16 protein-coding genes and 2 tRNA genes are annotated in these 16,028 nt (G+C 34.0%); 11 read left to right on the top strand and 7 right to left on the bottom strand.

What is annotated here, in order from left to right:
• Positions 1 to 2: 2 nt before the first annotated feature.
• Together BWZ41_RS03035 and BWZ41_RS07860 are read right to left on the bottom strand one after the other, a co-directional pair.
• A complete protein-coding gene (locus tag BWZ41_RS03035) occupies positions 3 to 1,076 on the bottom strand; it encodes an AI-2E family transporter (RefSeq protein ID WP_143689365.1) in 1,074 nt (357 codons plus the stop codon).
• Between the two features lie 49 nt (positions 1,077 to 1,125).
• On the bottom strand, positions 1,126 to 2,016 hold the full coding sequence (locus BWZ41_RS07860) for an alpha/beta hydrolase (protein WP_241653876.1): 891 nt from the start codon (positions 2,014 to 2,016) through the stop codon (positions 1,126 to 1,128).
• A gap of 101 nt (positions 2,017 to 2,117) precedes the next feature.
• Here BWZ41_RS07860 and ispD point away from each other — a divergent pair, with 101 nt between their 5' ends.
• The gene (gene ispD / locus BWZ41_RS03025) at positions 2,118 to 3,323 is read left to right on the top strand and encodes a 2-C-methyl-D-erythritol 4-phosphate cytidylyltransferase (protein WP_029237641.1); all 1,206 of its coding nucleotides are present in this window, start codon (positions 2,118 to 2,120) and stop codon (positions 3,321 to 3,323) included.
• An 84-nt stretch (positions 3,324 to 3,407) separates the two neighbouring features.
• Here ispD and BWZ41_RS03020 read toward each other — a convergent pair whose 3' ends face one another.
• The 3 genes from BWZ41_RS03020 to BWZ41_RS03010 all read right to left on the bottom strand — a co-directional run bounded on the left by BWZ41_RS03020 (position 3,408) and on the right by BWZ41_RS03010 (position 7,680).
• The gene (locus BWZ41_RS03020; protein WP_143689364.1) at positions 3,408 to 4,274 is read right to left on the bottom strand and encodes a ParB/RepB/Spo0J family partition protein; all 867 of its coding nucleotides are present in this window, start codon (positions 4,272 to 4,274) and stop codon (positions 3,408 to 3,410) included.
• Entirely contained in the window at positions 4,271 to 5,113 is an 843-nt protein-coding gene (locus BWZ41_RS03015; RefSeq protein WP_143689363.1) for a ParA family protein, read from the bottom strand. The genes BWZ41_RS03020 and BWZ41_RS03015 overlap by 4 nt, the downstream gene beginning before the upstream one ends.
• Positions 5,114 to 5,199: 86 nt before the next feature.
• Entirely contained in the window at positions 5,200 to 7,680 is a 2,481-nt protein-coding gene (locus BWZ41_RS03010; RefSeq protein WP_143689362.1) for a response regulator, read from the bottom strand.
• 159 nt (positions 7,681 to 7,839) lie between these two features.
• Between BWZ41_RS03010 and hemF the strand changes: the two genes are divergently transcribed.
• The 8 genes from hemF to sucD all read left to right on the top strand — a co-directional run bounded on the left by hemF (position 7,840) and on the right by sucD (position 13,428).
• A complete protein-coding gene (hemF, locus tag BWZ41_RS03005; RefSeq protein ID WP_063630881.1) occupies positions 7,840 to 8,664 on the top strand; it encodes an oxygen-dependent coproporphyrinogen oxidase in 825 nt (274 codons plus the stop codon).
• 82 nt (positions 8,665 to 8,746) lie between these two features.
• Complete coding sequence (locus BWZ41_RS02995) at positions 8,747 to 9,886, top strand: hypothetical protein (protein WP_177429453.1); 1,140 nt, start codon at positions 8,747 to 8,749, stop codon at positions 9,884 to 9,886.
• A gap of 68 nt (positions 9,887 to 9,954) precedes the next feature.
• Positions 9,955 to 10,026 (top strand) — tRNA-Glu (locus BWZ41_RS02990).
• A 32-nt stretch (positions 10,027 to 10,058) separates the two neighbouring features.
• Entirely contained in the window at positions 10,059 to 10,754 is a 696-nt protein-coding gene (locus tag BWZ41_RS02985) for a 16S rRNA (uracil(1498)-N(3))-methyltransferase (RefSeq protein ID WP_143689361.1), read from the top strand.
• Between the two features lie 122 nt (positions 10,755 to 10,876).
• Positions 10,877 to 10,950, top strand: a tRNA-Pro gene (locus BWZ41_RS02980).
• A gap of 198 nt (positions 10,951 to 11,148) precedes the next feature.
• Positions 11,149 to 11,349, top strand: a complete 201-nt coding sequence (gene rpsU, locus BWZ41_RS02975; RefSeq protein WP_143689360.1) for a 30S ribosomal protein S21 — start codon at positions 11,149 to 11,151, stop codon at positions 11,347 to 11,349.
• A gap of 30 nt (positions 11,350 to 11,379) precedes the next feature.
• Positions 11,380 to 12,540 (top strand): ADP-forming succinate--CoA ligase subunit beta, encoded by a 1,161-nt coding sequence (sucC, locus tag BWZ41_RS02970; protein ID WP_143689359.1) that lies wholly within the window; start codon positions 11,380 to 11,382, stop codon positions 12,538 to 12,540.
• Between the two features lie 3 nt (positions 12,541 to 12,543).
• Positions 12,544 to 13,428 (top strand): succinate--CoA ligase subunit alpha, encoded by an 885-nt coding sequence (gene sucD / locus BWZ41_RS02965; RefSeq protein ID WP_143689358.1) that lies wholly within the window; start codon positions 12,544 to 12,546, stop codon positions 13,426 to 13,428.
• A gap of 1 nt (position 13,429) precedes the next feature.
• Here the strand turns inward: sucD and dapF are convergent, their stop codons facing one another.
• Positions 13,430 to 14,224: a diaminopimelate epimerase gene (dapF, locus tag BWZ41_RS02960; RefSeq protein WP_143689357.1), complete on the bottom strand. Its 795-nt coding sequence runs from the start codon at positions 14,222 to 14,224 to the stop codon at positions 13,430 to 13,432.
• 72 nt (positions 14,225 to 14,296) lie between these two features.
• Here dapF and BWZ41_RS02955 point away from each other — a divergent pair, with 72 nt between their 5' ends.
• Both BWZ41_RS02955 and BWZ41_RS07855 read left to right on the top strand, forming a co-directional pair.
• A complete protein-coding gene (locus tag BWZ41_RS02955) occupies positions 14,297 to 15,298 on the top strand; it encodes a glycoside hydrolase family 5 protein (RefSeq protein WP_241653875.1) in 1,002 nt (333 codons plus the stop codon).
• Positions 15,288 to 15,440 carry a hypothetical protein gene (locus BWZ41_RS07855; protein ID WP_241653874.1) on the top strand — a complete coding sequence of 51 codons (153 nt, stop codon included), beginning with the start codon at positions 15,288 to 15,290 and terminating at the stop codon, positions 15,438 to 15,440. Before BWZ41_RS02955 ends, BWZ41_RS07855 begins: the two co-directional genes overlap by 11 nt.
• Here BWZ41_RS07855 and BWZ41_RS02950 read toward each other — a convergent pair.
• Positions 15,416 to 15,988 carry a nitroreductase family protein gene (locus BWZ41_RS02950; RefSeq protein WP_143689356.1) on the bottom strand — a complete coding sequence of 191 codons (573 nt, stop codon included), beginning with the start codon at positions 15,986 to 15,988 and terminating at the stop codon, positions 15,416 to 15,418. The two genes, BWZ41_RS07855 and BWZ41_RS02950, sit on opposite strands and share 25 nt — an antisense overlap.
• Positions 15,989 to 16,028 lie beyond the last annotated feature (40 nt).

The raw sequence follows: 16,028 nt of genomic DNA, 5'->3' as shown, positions 1-16,028 counted from the left end.
AATTAGCCATTTTTATAAAGCTCACTTTCAAAATATTTATTGACTGCATATTCTACTAATACACTGAACATTGCTATTATTGGAATAAAAAATAATATACCTATAAACCCAAAATATGAGGTACATATGACAACTCCCAAAATAATGATAGTTGGATGTATATGAACTTTTTTTCCTATTAATAAAGGCACTAATATGCTTGAGTCTATTAATTGACCAACACTAAATAATAGCAAGACAGCAGCACTTTCAAACCATCCACTAAATTGAGTAATGGCGCTCAAAAATCCGATAATAGTGTATAATAATGGCCCTATATAGGGTATAAATGTTAATGTTCCTGATAAAATTCCAATAGCTACAGAATGCTTCAGCCCAATTATGCTAAGGCCCACGGAGTAAAAGATCATCATGACTATACATACGTTTAACTGTCCCTTTAGGTAATTAGATATAATGAAATCTACTTTGAAAAAATAACCTGCAGCTTTTTCTCTGTAAAGAATGGGAATTAGTTTATTAGCCTTTTCTACAATTGAAGGCCAATCACGTAATACATAAAAAAACACCACAAGCGTAATAGCTATTAATGATACCATGTAAATCAAACTAAAGCTTGAATTTAGCACTTGAATTATAAGATTACTGCCCATGCTAAGAGCATTTATAAAATAAGATATATAATCACTGTAATTTTCTACTAGATTTTTAGACAAGTGATCAAATAAATTATCTTCAGTTTTTATATTAAGAAATTCTAGCACAGAAGGAATCACTTTAAGCTTTAATGAAGGTATCTTATTCACTAAGAAATTTAATATTAAAGTAATTTGAAAATATATAATAGGTAAAACAAATGTAATAACTAATATAAAAGCTATCAATAAGGCAAGTGTTATAAAAACTACAGAACATGAACGCGGTATTCTGTATTTTTCAAACTTGGTTACTAGAGGGTTAAACAAATGTGCAACAAAAAGGGATATTAGACACGGGACAATCATAGGACGCATCAAAAACAACACTCCTATTATGAAAAGCAGTACGCAACAAATAGTTATATGACGTTTTTGCATGTGTTTAGAATAGCCAATTTATCAAAAAATATACAGTTTTTTGTAAATACTATCTATTTATTGTTTTATTAGGTATGAGATCAAGCAAATTTTTATTCAATTCGCAACTAAATAACACTCCGTTGTGCGGATCATATTCAAAGCTTTTCAAATTAACGATTTTGGTCAAATTTCTATTTAACGATTGATTATCTTCTAGTCCTTTTGCTAATTGTGCAGGATATGGTATTAAGTTGTCTCTTTCATGATTAATGATCACTATTGGTATATTCTCATTTTGTAATCCTCGTATATTGTTTGCTATATCGAAATCTAAATTTAGGACCTTGAGCATTTTTTTCAATAAGCATGAGGGCAGTACACTTAAAATCTTTGCTTGAGGAATTGGAAAATGCTTTATTGCGTTATGAAAAGAGCTAAAAGTGCTAGTAAAAATAATACCTCCAAGTTTAATGTTTTTGTCTGCAAAATATTTCAGCACTTCTGATGCAACTTCTCCTCCAAAAGAATGGCCGAAAAGTATAATGTTTTCAGGCTTCACACCATTGTCAATTAATTTACTAATTTCTTTTATTGAAGGCTGAGACAAGCTTTGATTCTTATTTATAAATGGAATCATAAGTAGTGATACAGATAAAAAGGTGCAAGTCAAAGCTGCTAAGATGGCTAAACTTGCTATCTTAGACGTCATTGGATTAATAAGTAATATTAAAATTGGTAATAGTATGGATACTCCTAGAAGCATGAAGCTTGCTGTTGCGTAGGTTATATAATTTTGAAACGTAGTTGAATATTTATGCGCATGAGTGTGAAAATTAGATCTGTGGGGGTATGTAAATTCACCTTGTATATATCTGGTAGCATTTTTATGATTATCACCTATCCCATGAAAAAATATAAGATGTATCTCATTTTCTTTATTATACTTAGCAACGTGCATTATTTTCTTCTAGCATATATTATACCTAGTAAAAGAATATTCTTTTTTGAGAATTGGATCAACTTTTTTAAAATGCTAGATAACTTGTATTAACACCGAAAATGGTAAGCATGCACACTAACAGACTTGAGAAATACAAGATAGCAGCATTAATAGTTGCAGCAGGAGTAGGCAGTAGATGCAATGCCAAAATCCCTAAACAGTATATAAAATTGGCAGGTAAGTCTGTTTTATTTCACACAATTAGGAAATTCTTAGCTAATCAGTACATAAGTTACATAAGAGTGGTAGTGAATGAAAGTCAAAAAGATTTCTATAAAGAAGTTACGTCATCAACTATAGATACTAAATTGCTGAGTCCAGTATGTGGAGGAAAAAGCAGGCAGAGTTCAGTTAAACTTGGACTGGAGAGTTTGCAAAAGATCAATCCAGATTTTGTTATTATACATGACGCTTGTAGGCCTTTTGTATCAAATATTCTAATAAACAACTTGATTGAATCTATGATTAATGGTCAATATACAGGAGTAGTTCCAGCAATAGAAGTTGAGGATACTATATCGTTGGTGAGTAATAATTTCATTGAATCTACGATTTCAAGAGAAAAACTTAGAGCCATGCAAACTCCTCAAATTTTTAATTTCAGAGAATTATTATCGTGCCATCAATCAGTCAAAGAATTTACTGATGATTCATCACTAATGGTGGAGCATAAAAAACATGTTGCGATTATTGAAGGTGAGAAAAAGAATTTTAAGTTAACTACAAAAGAGGATATCAATATGGCAAAACTTCTCTTTGGAGAGCCAAAATTCCGTGTCGGAACCGGTTATGATATACATAAATTTGTTAAAATTCAAAATGATGCTAAGAGTTTTATAAAAATTTGCGGTGTGGAAATTGAGCATAATATGGCAATAGAGGCACATTCCGATGGTGATGTTGCAATACATGCAATCGTTGATGCAATACTCGGAGCACTAGGATGTGGCGATATAGGAGAACATTTTCCTCCTAATTCCTCTAAATGGAAGGATTGCAATTCATCTCATTTTCTTGACTTTGCTGCTAAAAAAGCACAGGAAAAAGGATATAGCGTGTCTAATTTAGATATTACTATAGTTTGTGAAGAGCCTAAAATATCGCCTTACAAAGCAGGGATGAAGGAATTCATATCAAAAATATTAGAAATTAATGGTGAATTCGTAAATATCAAAGCAACCACAGCGGAAAAATTAGGTTCTATTGGAAGAAATGAGGGAATAGCAACGTATGCTTCTGTGCTATTGCGTGCAAATTTTTATTGAAGGTAGAAACGAAATAACTTACTTGACAAACTCCACCATTTCACTTCCATTGCAAGGAAAGTGGGAAGGTTTGTCAAGAAATTTCTATGAGCTACTTTCGACATTAATAGCTGATTCAAGTCTTCTATTCAAAATTTTCAATATAAAATCCAATTCACTTGAGTTGTTATAACGTATCATGACTTTACCCTTAGAATTACTGTCATTAATTTTGATCTTTAAACCAAGTTGAGAAGATATAGCCCCTTCTAGTGCTGCCATATCTTGATTTTTAGTATATTTATGCTCTTTTTGATCGTTATTTTGTTGTAAGTCTTTTATCAATTTTTCAGTTTGTCTAACGCTCAGGCCCTGAGAAACTATTCTTTCTGCAAGACTTTCCGCATTTTCAACATTAATCAACGCCCTTGCATGGCCCATAGACAGTTTTTTCTCGTTGATCATTGTTATCACTCCATCAGGGAGTGATAACATTCGAGTCATATTGGTTATGTGACTGCGGCTTTTGCCTAACGTTGAAGCTAGTTCTTCGTGTGTATAGGAGAATTCATCTATTAGTTTCCTATACGCTTCACCTTCTTCTATTGGATTAATGTCTTGCCTCTGTATGTTCTCAATTATCGATACTTCTAAGCATTCCTTGTCATTTAAATCTTTTATGATGACTGGCACACTATCAAGATTTGCAATTTTACTTGCCCGCCAACGACGTTCCCCTGCTACTATTTCATAATCGTCATCATTTGGATCTTTGCGCACCACAATAGGCTGTATAATGCCATTTTTCTCTATCGAACTTGCAAGTCCTTTCAATGACTCTTCATCAAAATATTTTCTCGGCTGAAATTTGCTCGGATGCAGTAATGCAACGGGTAACCGATCTTCCTTATTATCATAATTATCGCCTATGAGGCCGGCAAGACCTCTACCTAAGCGCCTATTATCCTTCACGCCGTACCCTCACTTACCAGCTTTTTCTCTTTACAGATGCTCATGCGTTTCTTTAAAATTTCTTTTGCCAAACTTATATATGCTTGCGCACCAGGACACTTAAAATCATATACAATAGCGGGTTTTCCATGAGAAGGCGCTTCTGATAACCGTACGTTACGTGGAATAATGGTCTCATACAATGGGATGATAGTTTTATATACTTTATCATTTAAATACTGGCAAATATCATTTTTTATCTGCTCACTAAGTTTGTTGCGTCTGTCATACATTGTGAGCAATATTCCTTCTATTGCCAAGAAAGGGTTTAGGTTATTTCTTTTTATCAGCTCTACAGTCTTAACTAAATGGCTCAATCCTTCCAGAGCGAAAAATTCACACTGAAGAGGAACAATAATAGAGTTAGCAGCGGTCAAAGCATTGATAGTAAGTAGACCAAGTGATGGAGGGCAGTCGATGATTATGTACTCATAATTATCACGCACTTTCTCTAGAGTGTCTTTTAGTACGAATTTTCCCTGCTCAAGTTGTGATAGCTCAATTTCTGCAGCTGATAAGTCAACCACTGATGAAATTAACGATAAATTTGGAATTTCCTTTATATGAAAAATTGCCGACTCTACCAATTCACTTTCGTTGCTCAGCAGTATTTTGTATATATTTTTTTCTTCTCTACTACGATAAGAAACCCCGAGCCCTGTACTAGCATTCCCTTGGGGATCAAGATCTACCAATAAAGTAATTTTTCCTACAGCAGCAAAGGCTGTCGATAAATTTATACTAGTTGTGGTTTTACCAACTCCACCCTTTTGATTTACTATTGCAATGATCTTGCTCACGCCTTTTATCTTATGTATAAAATAACTCTATTGTATATATGCAAGAAATTTTTGCATTAGAAAAATTTTTTTGTTGCCAATCATGCTCAAAGTAAACTGCCTTTTTTTGTATTGTGTAACACACTTTGAACCTTATTTCCTAACTCATTCAGAGTAAATGGTTTGGGTAAAAAATGGAAGTCTTCTATATTGATTTCATCGCTCTTTAAAAAAGCATCCTCTGCATAACCAGAAATAAAAATAACTTTGATGTTTGGCCTATGTATCAATGTTTCTTTAACTATTTCTGGACCACTCACCTCTGGCATGATTACATCAGTGATTATTAGATCTATGTGTTGATTTTTTTTTCTAATGATCTCTAGTGCCTCGCTGCCTATACTCGCTTCTATTACATTAAATCCTTTTCTTGTAAGAGCCTTAGCAGTAAATTCCCTTACTGAATCTTCATCTTCAATTAATAAAATTATACCATTACCTTTAATCTCTACCGGTTTCTCTATTTCTTGACTATCTTCCTCTTTATCATTTTCATCCGATATGTAAACTATGGGCAAAAATATGCTAAATTTAGTTCCATGATTCACTTTGCTAGCAACATAGATGTATCCTTCGGTTTGTTTAATAATGCCATATACAGTAGAGAGGCCAAGACCTGTACCAGAAGTAATATCTTTGGTAGAAAAAAATGGATCAAATGCCTTTTCAATTATATCACTCGTCATTCCACATCCAGTATCAATCACTTCAATCACAACATAATTCCCATGTTCAATCGTTTCCTTATCTGGAGAAAACATATCTTGAGGTGTAGAATTTAATGAATCAACCTTTTGATTAAAGGTTCGTATAGTTAACTCTCCCCCCTTTTCCATAGCAGCACCAGCATTAACTGCTAAGTTAAGCATCACTTGCTCTAATTGTCCTTGGTCAGCCCTAACAGCACCCAAATCGCTACCATAATAAATATTAAATTTTATATTTTCACCTATTAATCTTTTGATCATTTCATAAAGATTAGCTATCGTACCATTTACATTCATAATCTTTGGCTGCAAAGTCTGTCTTCTTGAAAAAGCAAGCAGTTGTCTTACCAAATTTGACCCACGTTTTGCATTTTGCTGTATCTGTATTATATCTCCAAAAGATGGATCGCTAGCTGAGTGCTGGAGTAAAAGCAAATCACAAAATCCTATTATTCCGGTTAATATATTATTGAAATCATGTGCAATACCACCTGCTAACTGCCCTATAGCTTGCACCTTTTGATAATGCTCAAGTTTTATCTCTAGTTTTTTACGTTCAGTATTATCAATAAAATAACAAAGTATGAACATCACTTTATTATGAAGAAACTTATTAAAATATATTTTCATGTTATTACCGCCATTGAGCTGCACATCAAAGGACGCATTATTTATCCTATTACTTGAAAAATATTCACGCACTTTCATATGATAACCATCTGATATCAATGCAAAGATAGAACCATTATTTGACCCCGCAAGTTTTACTAATGCTATATTTTTCTTTATAAAATTGCCATTTATGTCGCATTGTGCAATAGCAATTGACGAATTTGTAAAACAAGGGTGTAGTTGATAATCAACAATATTTGATTCAGTTGGTGTTATAAAGCCGTGTATATAGCTATGATTATATTTATCACAAAATGTAGCAGTACTCATATAAGCCTTAAATGGAGCACCGCTTATAGTAAAAAACATAATTTCATTTTTGGTTATTGTATCGTCATACTTCGATTGAGATATAAAATCATTGATTGAGCTACCTTTTTCCAATTTTTTTAGTTCAAACATGTCTAAAAATCTTTTATTTACAGATAAGATACCTCCTTTTGTATTTGCAACGTAAGTTGCTATATTGTGTTTCTCTATCAACTCTTCATATACCTGCTCTTTGTTTACCTGTGTTGCCTTCAGTACAAAATATCCATTCGGTCTTGCTATTGGGGCTAATGATAAATTTAAAGTCTTATTACTATTTATAGCAATTTGTGGATTATCCGGTATTGGTTCAGAGAGCAAAAGAAAGTTAGATATTCTACTCTTCTTGCTTAAGGAAATGCATACTTTTACAGAAGTGTTATTTCTTAACGCATGATAGAGTGATTTTCTGTCTTTTTCTGAAACATCTCCTGCTTCAAGAATTTTATCTAGCGTAACATCATCGTTTATGTGATCTTTAAACCTTTCGTAGAACCTCGCATCAGCATAAATAATACCCTCATCTTTATGTAAAATGAGACAAAACTCTGTATTATGATTCAGCGCATTTGCAAATATTGCATTTTGAAACTCTATGATATTAAGTAGATGCTTGTAACGTTTTATATTATATACCACAAAGAGAGTCATTAGAGTGCTAATTAATAAATTAATCTCTATATTAACATGCTGACTATATACATTAGAAAAATAGAGTACTGATATTGCTATTGGAGGTAAGAACATAATGACTGCCATCACAATAATTGACATCCCATAATTTCTTAGTATGAAGTCAACTCTGTTCTCTTTTTTGTTATCTATGTATCTTTTACTCATTATTATTGCTTGGCATCCTTGCACATATAAAAATATTCTACTATATTGATTTAATTATTATAGATTTATTAACATCCTTGATGGGTAGTTACTATCCCAATCTAATTAAGTCCTGTAAATATAGAGTACAATAATATTAATAAGCCAACAGAAGGCATTATGGAAAAACAAAAGACACAAGCATTTGAATGGTTCTGCGCACTGAGAAACAAGATCACCGAATCTTTCTTATCAATTGAGGTACAGTCATTCACAAAACCAAAAATCGAAAAAAGAAAGTGGAACCGACCAGGTGGAGGAAGTGGTGAATCTATAATTATCTTTGGTAATATTTTTGAAAAAGTTGGAGTAAACGTTTCAAGGGTATACGGAAAGCTCGCAGACTCAGCCATTAATGAAATTCCTGGTGCAAGTGAAAGCAATGGAGAGTTTTGGGCAAGCGGTATATCTTTAGTGTCTCACATGCAATCTCCCCTTATCCCTGCAGCACATATGAACACAAGGCTGATATATACCTCAAAACAATGGTTTGGTGGAGGAATGGACTTTACTCCAATTTATAAAGATGAGGGAGATTGCAAGTATATTCACGAATCAATTAAAGCAACTTGCGATGAGTTCAACATCGAATATTATCCGAAATTTAAAAAGCAATGTGATGATTACTTTTTTTTACAACATAGAAAAGAGCCACGTGGTATTGGTGGAATTTTTTATGACAATCTAACTTCTGGCAACTGGAAAAATGATTTTGAGTTCACAAAAGCAGTAGGTGAAGCCTTTTTAGAAATTTACTTACACATCATACACAAACATATGCAGAAATCTTGGACAAAAGAACAACGAGAAGAACAATTGATAAAACGTGGCAGATATGTGGAGTTCAATCTTCTTTATGATCGTGGTACAAGGTTTGGTTTAATGACTAATGGTAACCCCGATGCAATTATGATGTCGATGCCGCCTCTTGTTAAGTGGGTGTGAAAAGCGGTTATTAATATAAAATAAATCATTATAGTTTAAAATTGTACCACAATGGTGAGCTTTTATATAGAGGGGTACAATCATGGGTATAGTAGATAGTTTTTTAATTAAATCCGCTAGAAATAGCAATATAAGAGGCGTGAGGCTAGCTTTAAGTCTTCATAATATAGTAAACAGCTTTGAAAAACTCTTTTCTAGAATTAATCCTTTTAGGAACAAGGGGTCATTTGACTTGAATAATGATCAAACTTTAAATCGAGCTTTAGAGTATGCAGTAACAAATCTTGATCATAATGTAATGACGTTACTTATTAGTGCTGGAGCAAATATTAATGAAATAAATAATAGTATAGGAAATGTAATCCTTCAATACAAAAGAGCATCAGAAGCTATGCAGTACGGAGATAAGGACAGTCTCAAAGATCGTAAAGAAAAATGTTGTTTAGTGCTTGGTGAGCTAATAAAAAAAGAAAGAAAAGAAATATTGGAGATTTTGAAACAAACGGAAAGTTGTGACAAGCTTAAAGAGGAAGTAGAGCTAAAATTTAAGGCCAACTCACCTAAAAAACCTCCTAGAATTTTTGAGCACGATGATATTTTACTTTTAAAAGAGCCCATTTATGATGAGGTATATGACGCTAAGGTTAGTAACTCATTAGAAGAGTTGAGCGTATCGGAAGAATCCATTTATGCTGAAGTATATGATTTGCATAAAAGATCTACTGAAAATTTATCATTGAAAGATAGTGGTTGTTCTAGTATATCAGGAGAACCTATTTATGAAGATGTAGATGATTTCTCAGAGCAAAAAAAGCCCACTAGCTTAAATCATAAAGAGCAACCAGAGCCTATTTATGCTAAGGTAGATTTATCGAAAAAGAGATCAGAAAGACAAGCAAAACATATAAAAGATAATTCTGGGACTTATCATGGATTAGCGCAGGATAAAGTGAATAATTTGCAAGTAAAACTAAATGAGCAAAGTGCTAATAAGCCAGCGAGTCAGCAAATCAAGACCAAGGCTGGCTTTAACGTAAAAGAAATAAGGCAAAATTTTGAGCGTAGAGATTCTGGATACGATTCTGGCTATGATTCAGATACAAAAGTTGAACAAAAATTAGAATTAGGATCTAAAGCTCCTAAATCTGAGATAGGTTCAGTAAGCATTGAACATGGGGTAATAGGAGGCTGTCGATATAAAATCACTGATATATCACTCTAACTGTGTGATTCAAAATAATTGAATTGACTTTATATGTATAATCGATATAACTCAGTTAGATTCAAGTCGACTCTTTCGTCTAGTGGTTAGGACACCACCCTTTCACGGTGGTAACACGGGTTCAAATCCCGTAAGAGTCACTCAAACAGAATGCAAATAACTAAAGTTTTGAATGAAAAAAATTAGGCTTTATGTTGAAGAAGCTTTATCACAAAATGTAAGTTTGGCGCTTCATCCACGACAAAGTCACTATATTTACAATGTAATGCGGCTTAAGAAGCATGATAACATCTATCTTTTTAATGGAAAGGATGGAGAATGGTTAGGAGGAGTAGTGAATATATCAAGTAAATCGACAAAAATTATAATAAAAGAACGCACTAAACAACAACAACATGAAAAAAATCTATATTTGTATTGTGCTCTGGTAAAAAGCGGCGCCTTAAGCAACATAGTAAGACAAGCAACTGAAATGGGAGTAACCTGCATTCAATTTATTTCAACAGAACGTACAGTAGTAAAAAACATTAACCTAAGTAGAGCGAAATTACAGGCAATTGAAGCTGCGGAACAATCTGGTAGGATAAGTATACCAGAGATTTTGCTTCCCATTGATTTTTATGAATTACCCGATTCTCAGAATAAAAATTTTGTTTTGTGTGATGAAACAGGTGAAGGAAAACCTCCTAACAAAGTTCTAAAAGGCAAGAAAAACGTTGCTATTATTGTGGGCCCCGAAGGTGGTTTTTCATCTTGCGAACTTGATTCTGCCAATAAATTTTGTCAGAAACTGAGTCTAGGAAAAAGAATTTTGAGAGTTGATACTGCTGTAGTTGCTGCATTAACCTTCACCAATTGGTATAGCTAGATTTTTTAATATGGCTAGTGCAACTTGACACTCTATATAAAGAAATCTGCATTATATTTTTCCTAAAAGAAATAAATGAAACTTGCATTTTTCCGAACTATCGATACTCTTAGTAAAGAAGTCGGGGCGTAGCGCAGCCTGGTAGCGCATTTGGTTTGGGACCAAAGGGTCGGGAGTTCAAATCTCTCCGCCCCGAGATTAGAAAAATTACAAGAGCACTGTAACCTAAGAGCAATTTTTATCAGCAAGTAAATGATTGACAGCAGAATGAAGCTTTTTTCATATAAATCACTGCATATCATATTCTATCGCTCAAGTTTATAAAATAATTGACAATGTTAATTTTCTAATTTATAAATGGATTTTGAAGTGATTACCGAAGGAGGTATAGAGTTTGATTGAAGTATCAGTCCATTATGGTGATGTAGATAGAGCTTTTCCAGTGTTGAAAAAAATAATTCAAAAGGAAGGAAGAGGGCTCAAAATGAAAAAAAAATATCACGAAAAGAAATCAGAGAAAACAGCTAAAAAAAAAGCTGAAGCAAGGAAAAAGAGATATCAGCAAGAATGCAGAAGACAGCGTTATGGTTGGTAGTTTTTACTAAGGTTAATAATTAGTTATCTTATGAATATTCACGAATATCAAGCAAAGGAAATTTTACACAAGTTTAATGTTCCGGTACCAAAGGGTTTTGTTGCTACATCTGCAGAAGAAGTAGCAACTCAAATAAATCAACTAAAATCTGACGTGTTTGTGGTTAAAGCTCAGATTCATGCAGGTGGTAGGGGTAAGGCTGGTGGCGTAAAGCTGGCAAAGTCAACTAAAGAAGCTCAACAACTTGTAAAGGACATGCTTGGCATAACTTTAGTTACTCATCAAACAGGGTCAAGCGGACAGCAGGTAAAGAAAGTATACATTGAAGAAGGTTCAAGCATTAAAAAAGAGTACTATTTGAGTCTAGTAGTCGATCCAAAGCTTAGTAGGCTAGTATTTATATTTTCTTCAGAAGGTGGAATGGATATCGAAGAAGTGGCAAAAAATTCTCCTACAAAAATTGTGAAATTTGATATTGACCCTGCTACTGGTTTTACAAATCTTGATAGCAGTAAACTTGCCAATAATTTTAATTTGAATTCAGAACAAATAGAAAGAATAACAAATATTGCAAAAAATATATATGATGCGTTTATTACAACTGATGCAAGCCAAATAGAAATTAACCCACTAGTTGAAACAAATTCCGGGGATTTTGTTGCACTTGATGCTAAAATTAATTTTGATGACAACGCTTTATATCGTCATCCAGAAATCGTGCAGCTTCGTGATTATGATGAAGAAGTTAAAGACGAGATAGAAGCTTCAAAACATGGACTTAGTTACATCAAAATGGATGGCAATATTGGTTGCATGGTGAACGGTGCAGGTCTTGCTATGGCAACAATGGATATAATAAAGTACTATGGAGCAGAGCCTGCTAACTTTCTAGATGTTGGTGGTGGAGCAAGTAAGGAAACTGTCACTGAAGCATTTAAAATTATATTATCTGATAGTAATGTACGAGGAATTTTGGTTAATATATTTGGCGGTATAATGCGTTGTGATATCATTGCAAATGGAATAGTTGAAGCTGCAAAAGAAATAGATATTAAGGTCCCTTTAGTGGTTAGATTATCAGGCACTAACTTTAAAGAAGGAAAAAGAATTTTAGAAGAGTCAGGGCTAAATATTATTGCTGCAGACGAACTTGACGAGGCTGCACAGAAAATAGTACAAGAGGTGAAGTAGAGTATGTCTGTTTTAGTAAATAAAGATACAAGATTAATATGCCAGGGTTTTACTGGTGCACAAGGTACGTTCCATTCAGAACAAGCTATTGACTACGGGACGAAAATGGTTAGCGGTGTAACTCCTGGAAAGGGTGATAGCACTCACCTTAATTTACCAGTTTTTAATACTGTAGCAGAAGCTAGAGAAAAAACTGATGCGAATGCTACGGTAATATATGTACCTGCTAAATTTGCAGCTGATGCAATACTTGAGGCAATAGATGCAGAGATAGAATTAATAGTTTGCATCACAGAGGGCATTCCTATACTTGACATGGCAAAAGTGAAGCATGCACTTACTGGCTCAAAAAGCCGATTGATTGGGCCAAACTGTCCAGGAATTATTACACCCGAAGAATGCAAAATAGGAATTATGCCAGGACATATTCACAAACGTGGACATATAGGAATTATGTCTCGCTCTGGAACTTTAACTTATGAAGCGGTAGCACAAACAACAGCTGTTGGTTTCGGTCAATCAACATGTATAGGAATTGGAGGCGATCCTGTTCATGGCATGACGTTTGTTGACTGTATGGAGTTATTTTTAAAAGATGACGATACTCATGGTATTGTAGTTATTGGTGAAATAGGTGGAAATGAAGAAGAGGATGTATCACATTTTATAAAGGCGGAAAAAACTAAAAAACCAATCATTGGATTTGTGGCAGGCCAAACAGCACCTCCAGGAAGACGTATGGGGCATGCTGGGGCTATTATCTCTTCTAGTGGCGGAAGTGCTGGTGCAAAATTAGAAGTTATGCGGAGTGCTGGAATTGCAATTGCAGAAACCCCTGCAGTGATTGGCAAAAAGGTGTTAGAAGTAATGAGTCAATGCCTGGCCTAAGTCATAAGAACCCTATATCGCCAGTCATAAATATATTTCCTGGCCACTCAATCAGTAACTGACCTCCTGGTAAATGCACTGAAGTTTGTTTAGTAGCCAAACACTTACGAAGTATAGATGCAACAAATGCTGCACAAGCCGCACTACCACATGAAGCAGTAATACCTGTTCCTCTTTCCCAAACTCTTAAGTTTATTTCTCCAGATTTTTCTATTTGTGCAATACTAACATTTGTTTTCTGAGGAAATAATTCGTGATTTTCTAGCTTTGGTCCTAAATTCTGCAATGGTATTTCGCTTATGTTATCAACAAAAAAAACTATATGAGGGTTACCAATATTTACTGCAACTGGCTCTTTCAGTATTTCAAGCTCTATAGGTAGATAAAGGGGATCGCATTCACAAGAAAGAGGAATTTCATTCCATTTAAGCAGTGGTTTACCCATATTGACCTTTATTGATTTATCACCTACTTTAAAACATTCTAAGATACGATTATTTAGCAGCTCAATAGTGATATATTCAGTACCTTTTTCTAACATTATCAAATATCCAACACAGCGTGCTGCGTTTCCACACATTTCAGCTCGACTACCGTCAGCATTGTAGATATGCATAAAGCAGTTTGCAGCATTAGACATTGTTATAATTATCACTTGATCACAACTGCCTTGATCAGCAATTTGTCTATAATTCCAGTCTAAATTATTTGCTGAACGTGAGTCTATGATAACAAAACTATTGCCAGTACCGTGCATCTTTACAAACGGGATCTTGTCTGTTAGGTTACTTACCATTATAGCAAAATTATATAAGTGAAAATCTTTCTTCTAATTACAGCTGTTTTGTATTCTATAGTTTTCTGTAATGTGAGTGCTAAGTCAATACCGGAGAACGGCAAAATGCTCTTTTGGCAAACTGGAGTTAGAAAGGGAGCAAATTTTTTCAATAGAAAAGTTGATAGTGACTTAATCAAAGCAGCAAAGGAATACAAAATTGGTTTTATTCGTCTTGCTCCTGACAAATTTGAAACTACGCAACGTGACTTCCTCTTAGGAAATGCAGACAATTATCCGGGCCTGATTTCCAAAGACCTGAAAGTTCTGAAAGATGTTTTAGATGCTTTTCATCAACAAAAAATACCAGTAGTATTAACGATGCTTAGTTTACCTGGATCTAGATGGAAGCAAAATAATAACGATAAAGATGATTTACGTTTATGGTCAGATCAAGCTTTTCAAAAACAAGCAGCAAAATTTTGGCAAGATCTTGCGAAAGAGCTTAAAGATCATCCTGCTATTGTTGGATATAATATCTTAAATGAACCACATCCAGAAAGGCTTTATAATACTGCAGATTCGGCTATTTATAACGTAGAACAAAGCAAAGTTCAGAAGAATCTATTTGGCTTTTATAGCAGCGTGGTAAACAGTGTCCGCCAAGTTGACTCAGAGACCCCAATAATACTTGATAGCAGCAGTTATGCTGACTCTAATACTTTTGATAAATTCAAACCAGTTGATGATTCTAATATTCTTTATTCTTTTCACATGTATGAGCCCTTTGCTTATACAAACTTAAAATTAAACCAGGGTAACTTTGCCTACCCTGGGCATATTCAATCTTCTGATACAAATAAAATGGAGCATTGGGATAAGAATCAGTTAAAATCATATATAGAACCAGTCAAAGTTTTCCAAGAGAGATATAATAATATACCAAATTATAAGATCTTTGTTGGAGAGTTTGGCGGGCATCGCTGTTCAAAAGGATTAAAGAACTATTTTCGAGATCTTACTTCTATTTTTAATGAATATAATTGGCATTTTGCTGTTTATGGCTTTCGAGAAGATATGTGGGATGGATTATGAACTTGGAAGTAAGAAATTACCGTGGAAAGATTGGCAAGCAATTGAAGAGGGTAGGATGAAAAAAAGTTATTTGCCAGATAATCCAGTTTTTAAGATATTAAGAGAAGAATGGTCAAGTCAGCTCGCTGGCCATTCGTCATAAAAGAATATTTCTTTTATTGATCTTCTTTGTTTTTCTTTGACTTCAGCACCCTCTTTTTCGTAACCAACTGCTATCACTGACATTACATTAAAATCATCAGGTATATTGAATCTCTTAACTATTTTATCTCTATCAAATCCACCCATTTGATGAGCCATTAAGTTCATATCTGCAGCCTGCAGCATAAGTGCATAATTTGCTGCACCAGTATCATGCTTAGCCCAAAAATTTTCTCCTTTACCTTGTTTACGGAAGTTCTTAGCGCTTAGAGATATAATTAGTATTTGTGCATCTTTTGCCCACTTTTGATTAGATTCATCAAGGCAATCGAGCAATTTTTTCCATGCGCTTTGATTGTTCTGTTTGTTGCATATCACATATCGCCAAGGTTCATCACCAAAACACGAGGGTGTTAGCCTTACAGCTTCTATTAAAATATCCATTTCTTTCTGAGATATTGCTCTTGTATTATCGTATGAACGTCCGCTGTGTCTTGCTTTCATCAACGATAATAGATCTTGTTTACTCATCATTTTTAAATAGTGCATAAATAATTCATTGTAGCGCAATATAAGTAAAATTTAAATT

The sequence above is a fragment of the Wolbachia endosymbiont of Nilaparvata lugens genome (assembly GCF_007115045.1).
Classification (GTDB): domain Bacteria; phylum Pseudomonadota; class Alphaproteobacteria; order Rickettsiales; family Anaplasmataceae; genus Wolbachia.
This window is presented reverse-complemented; position numbering and strand designations above follow the sequence as displayed.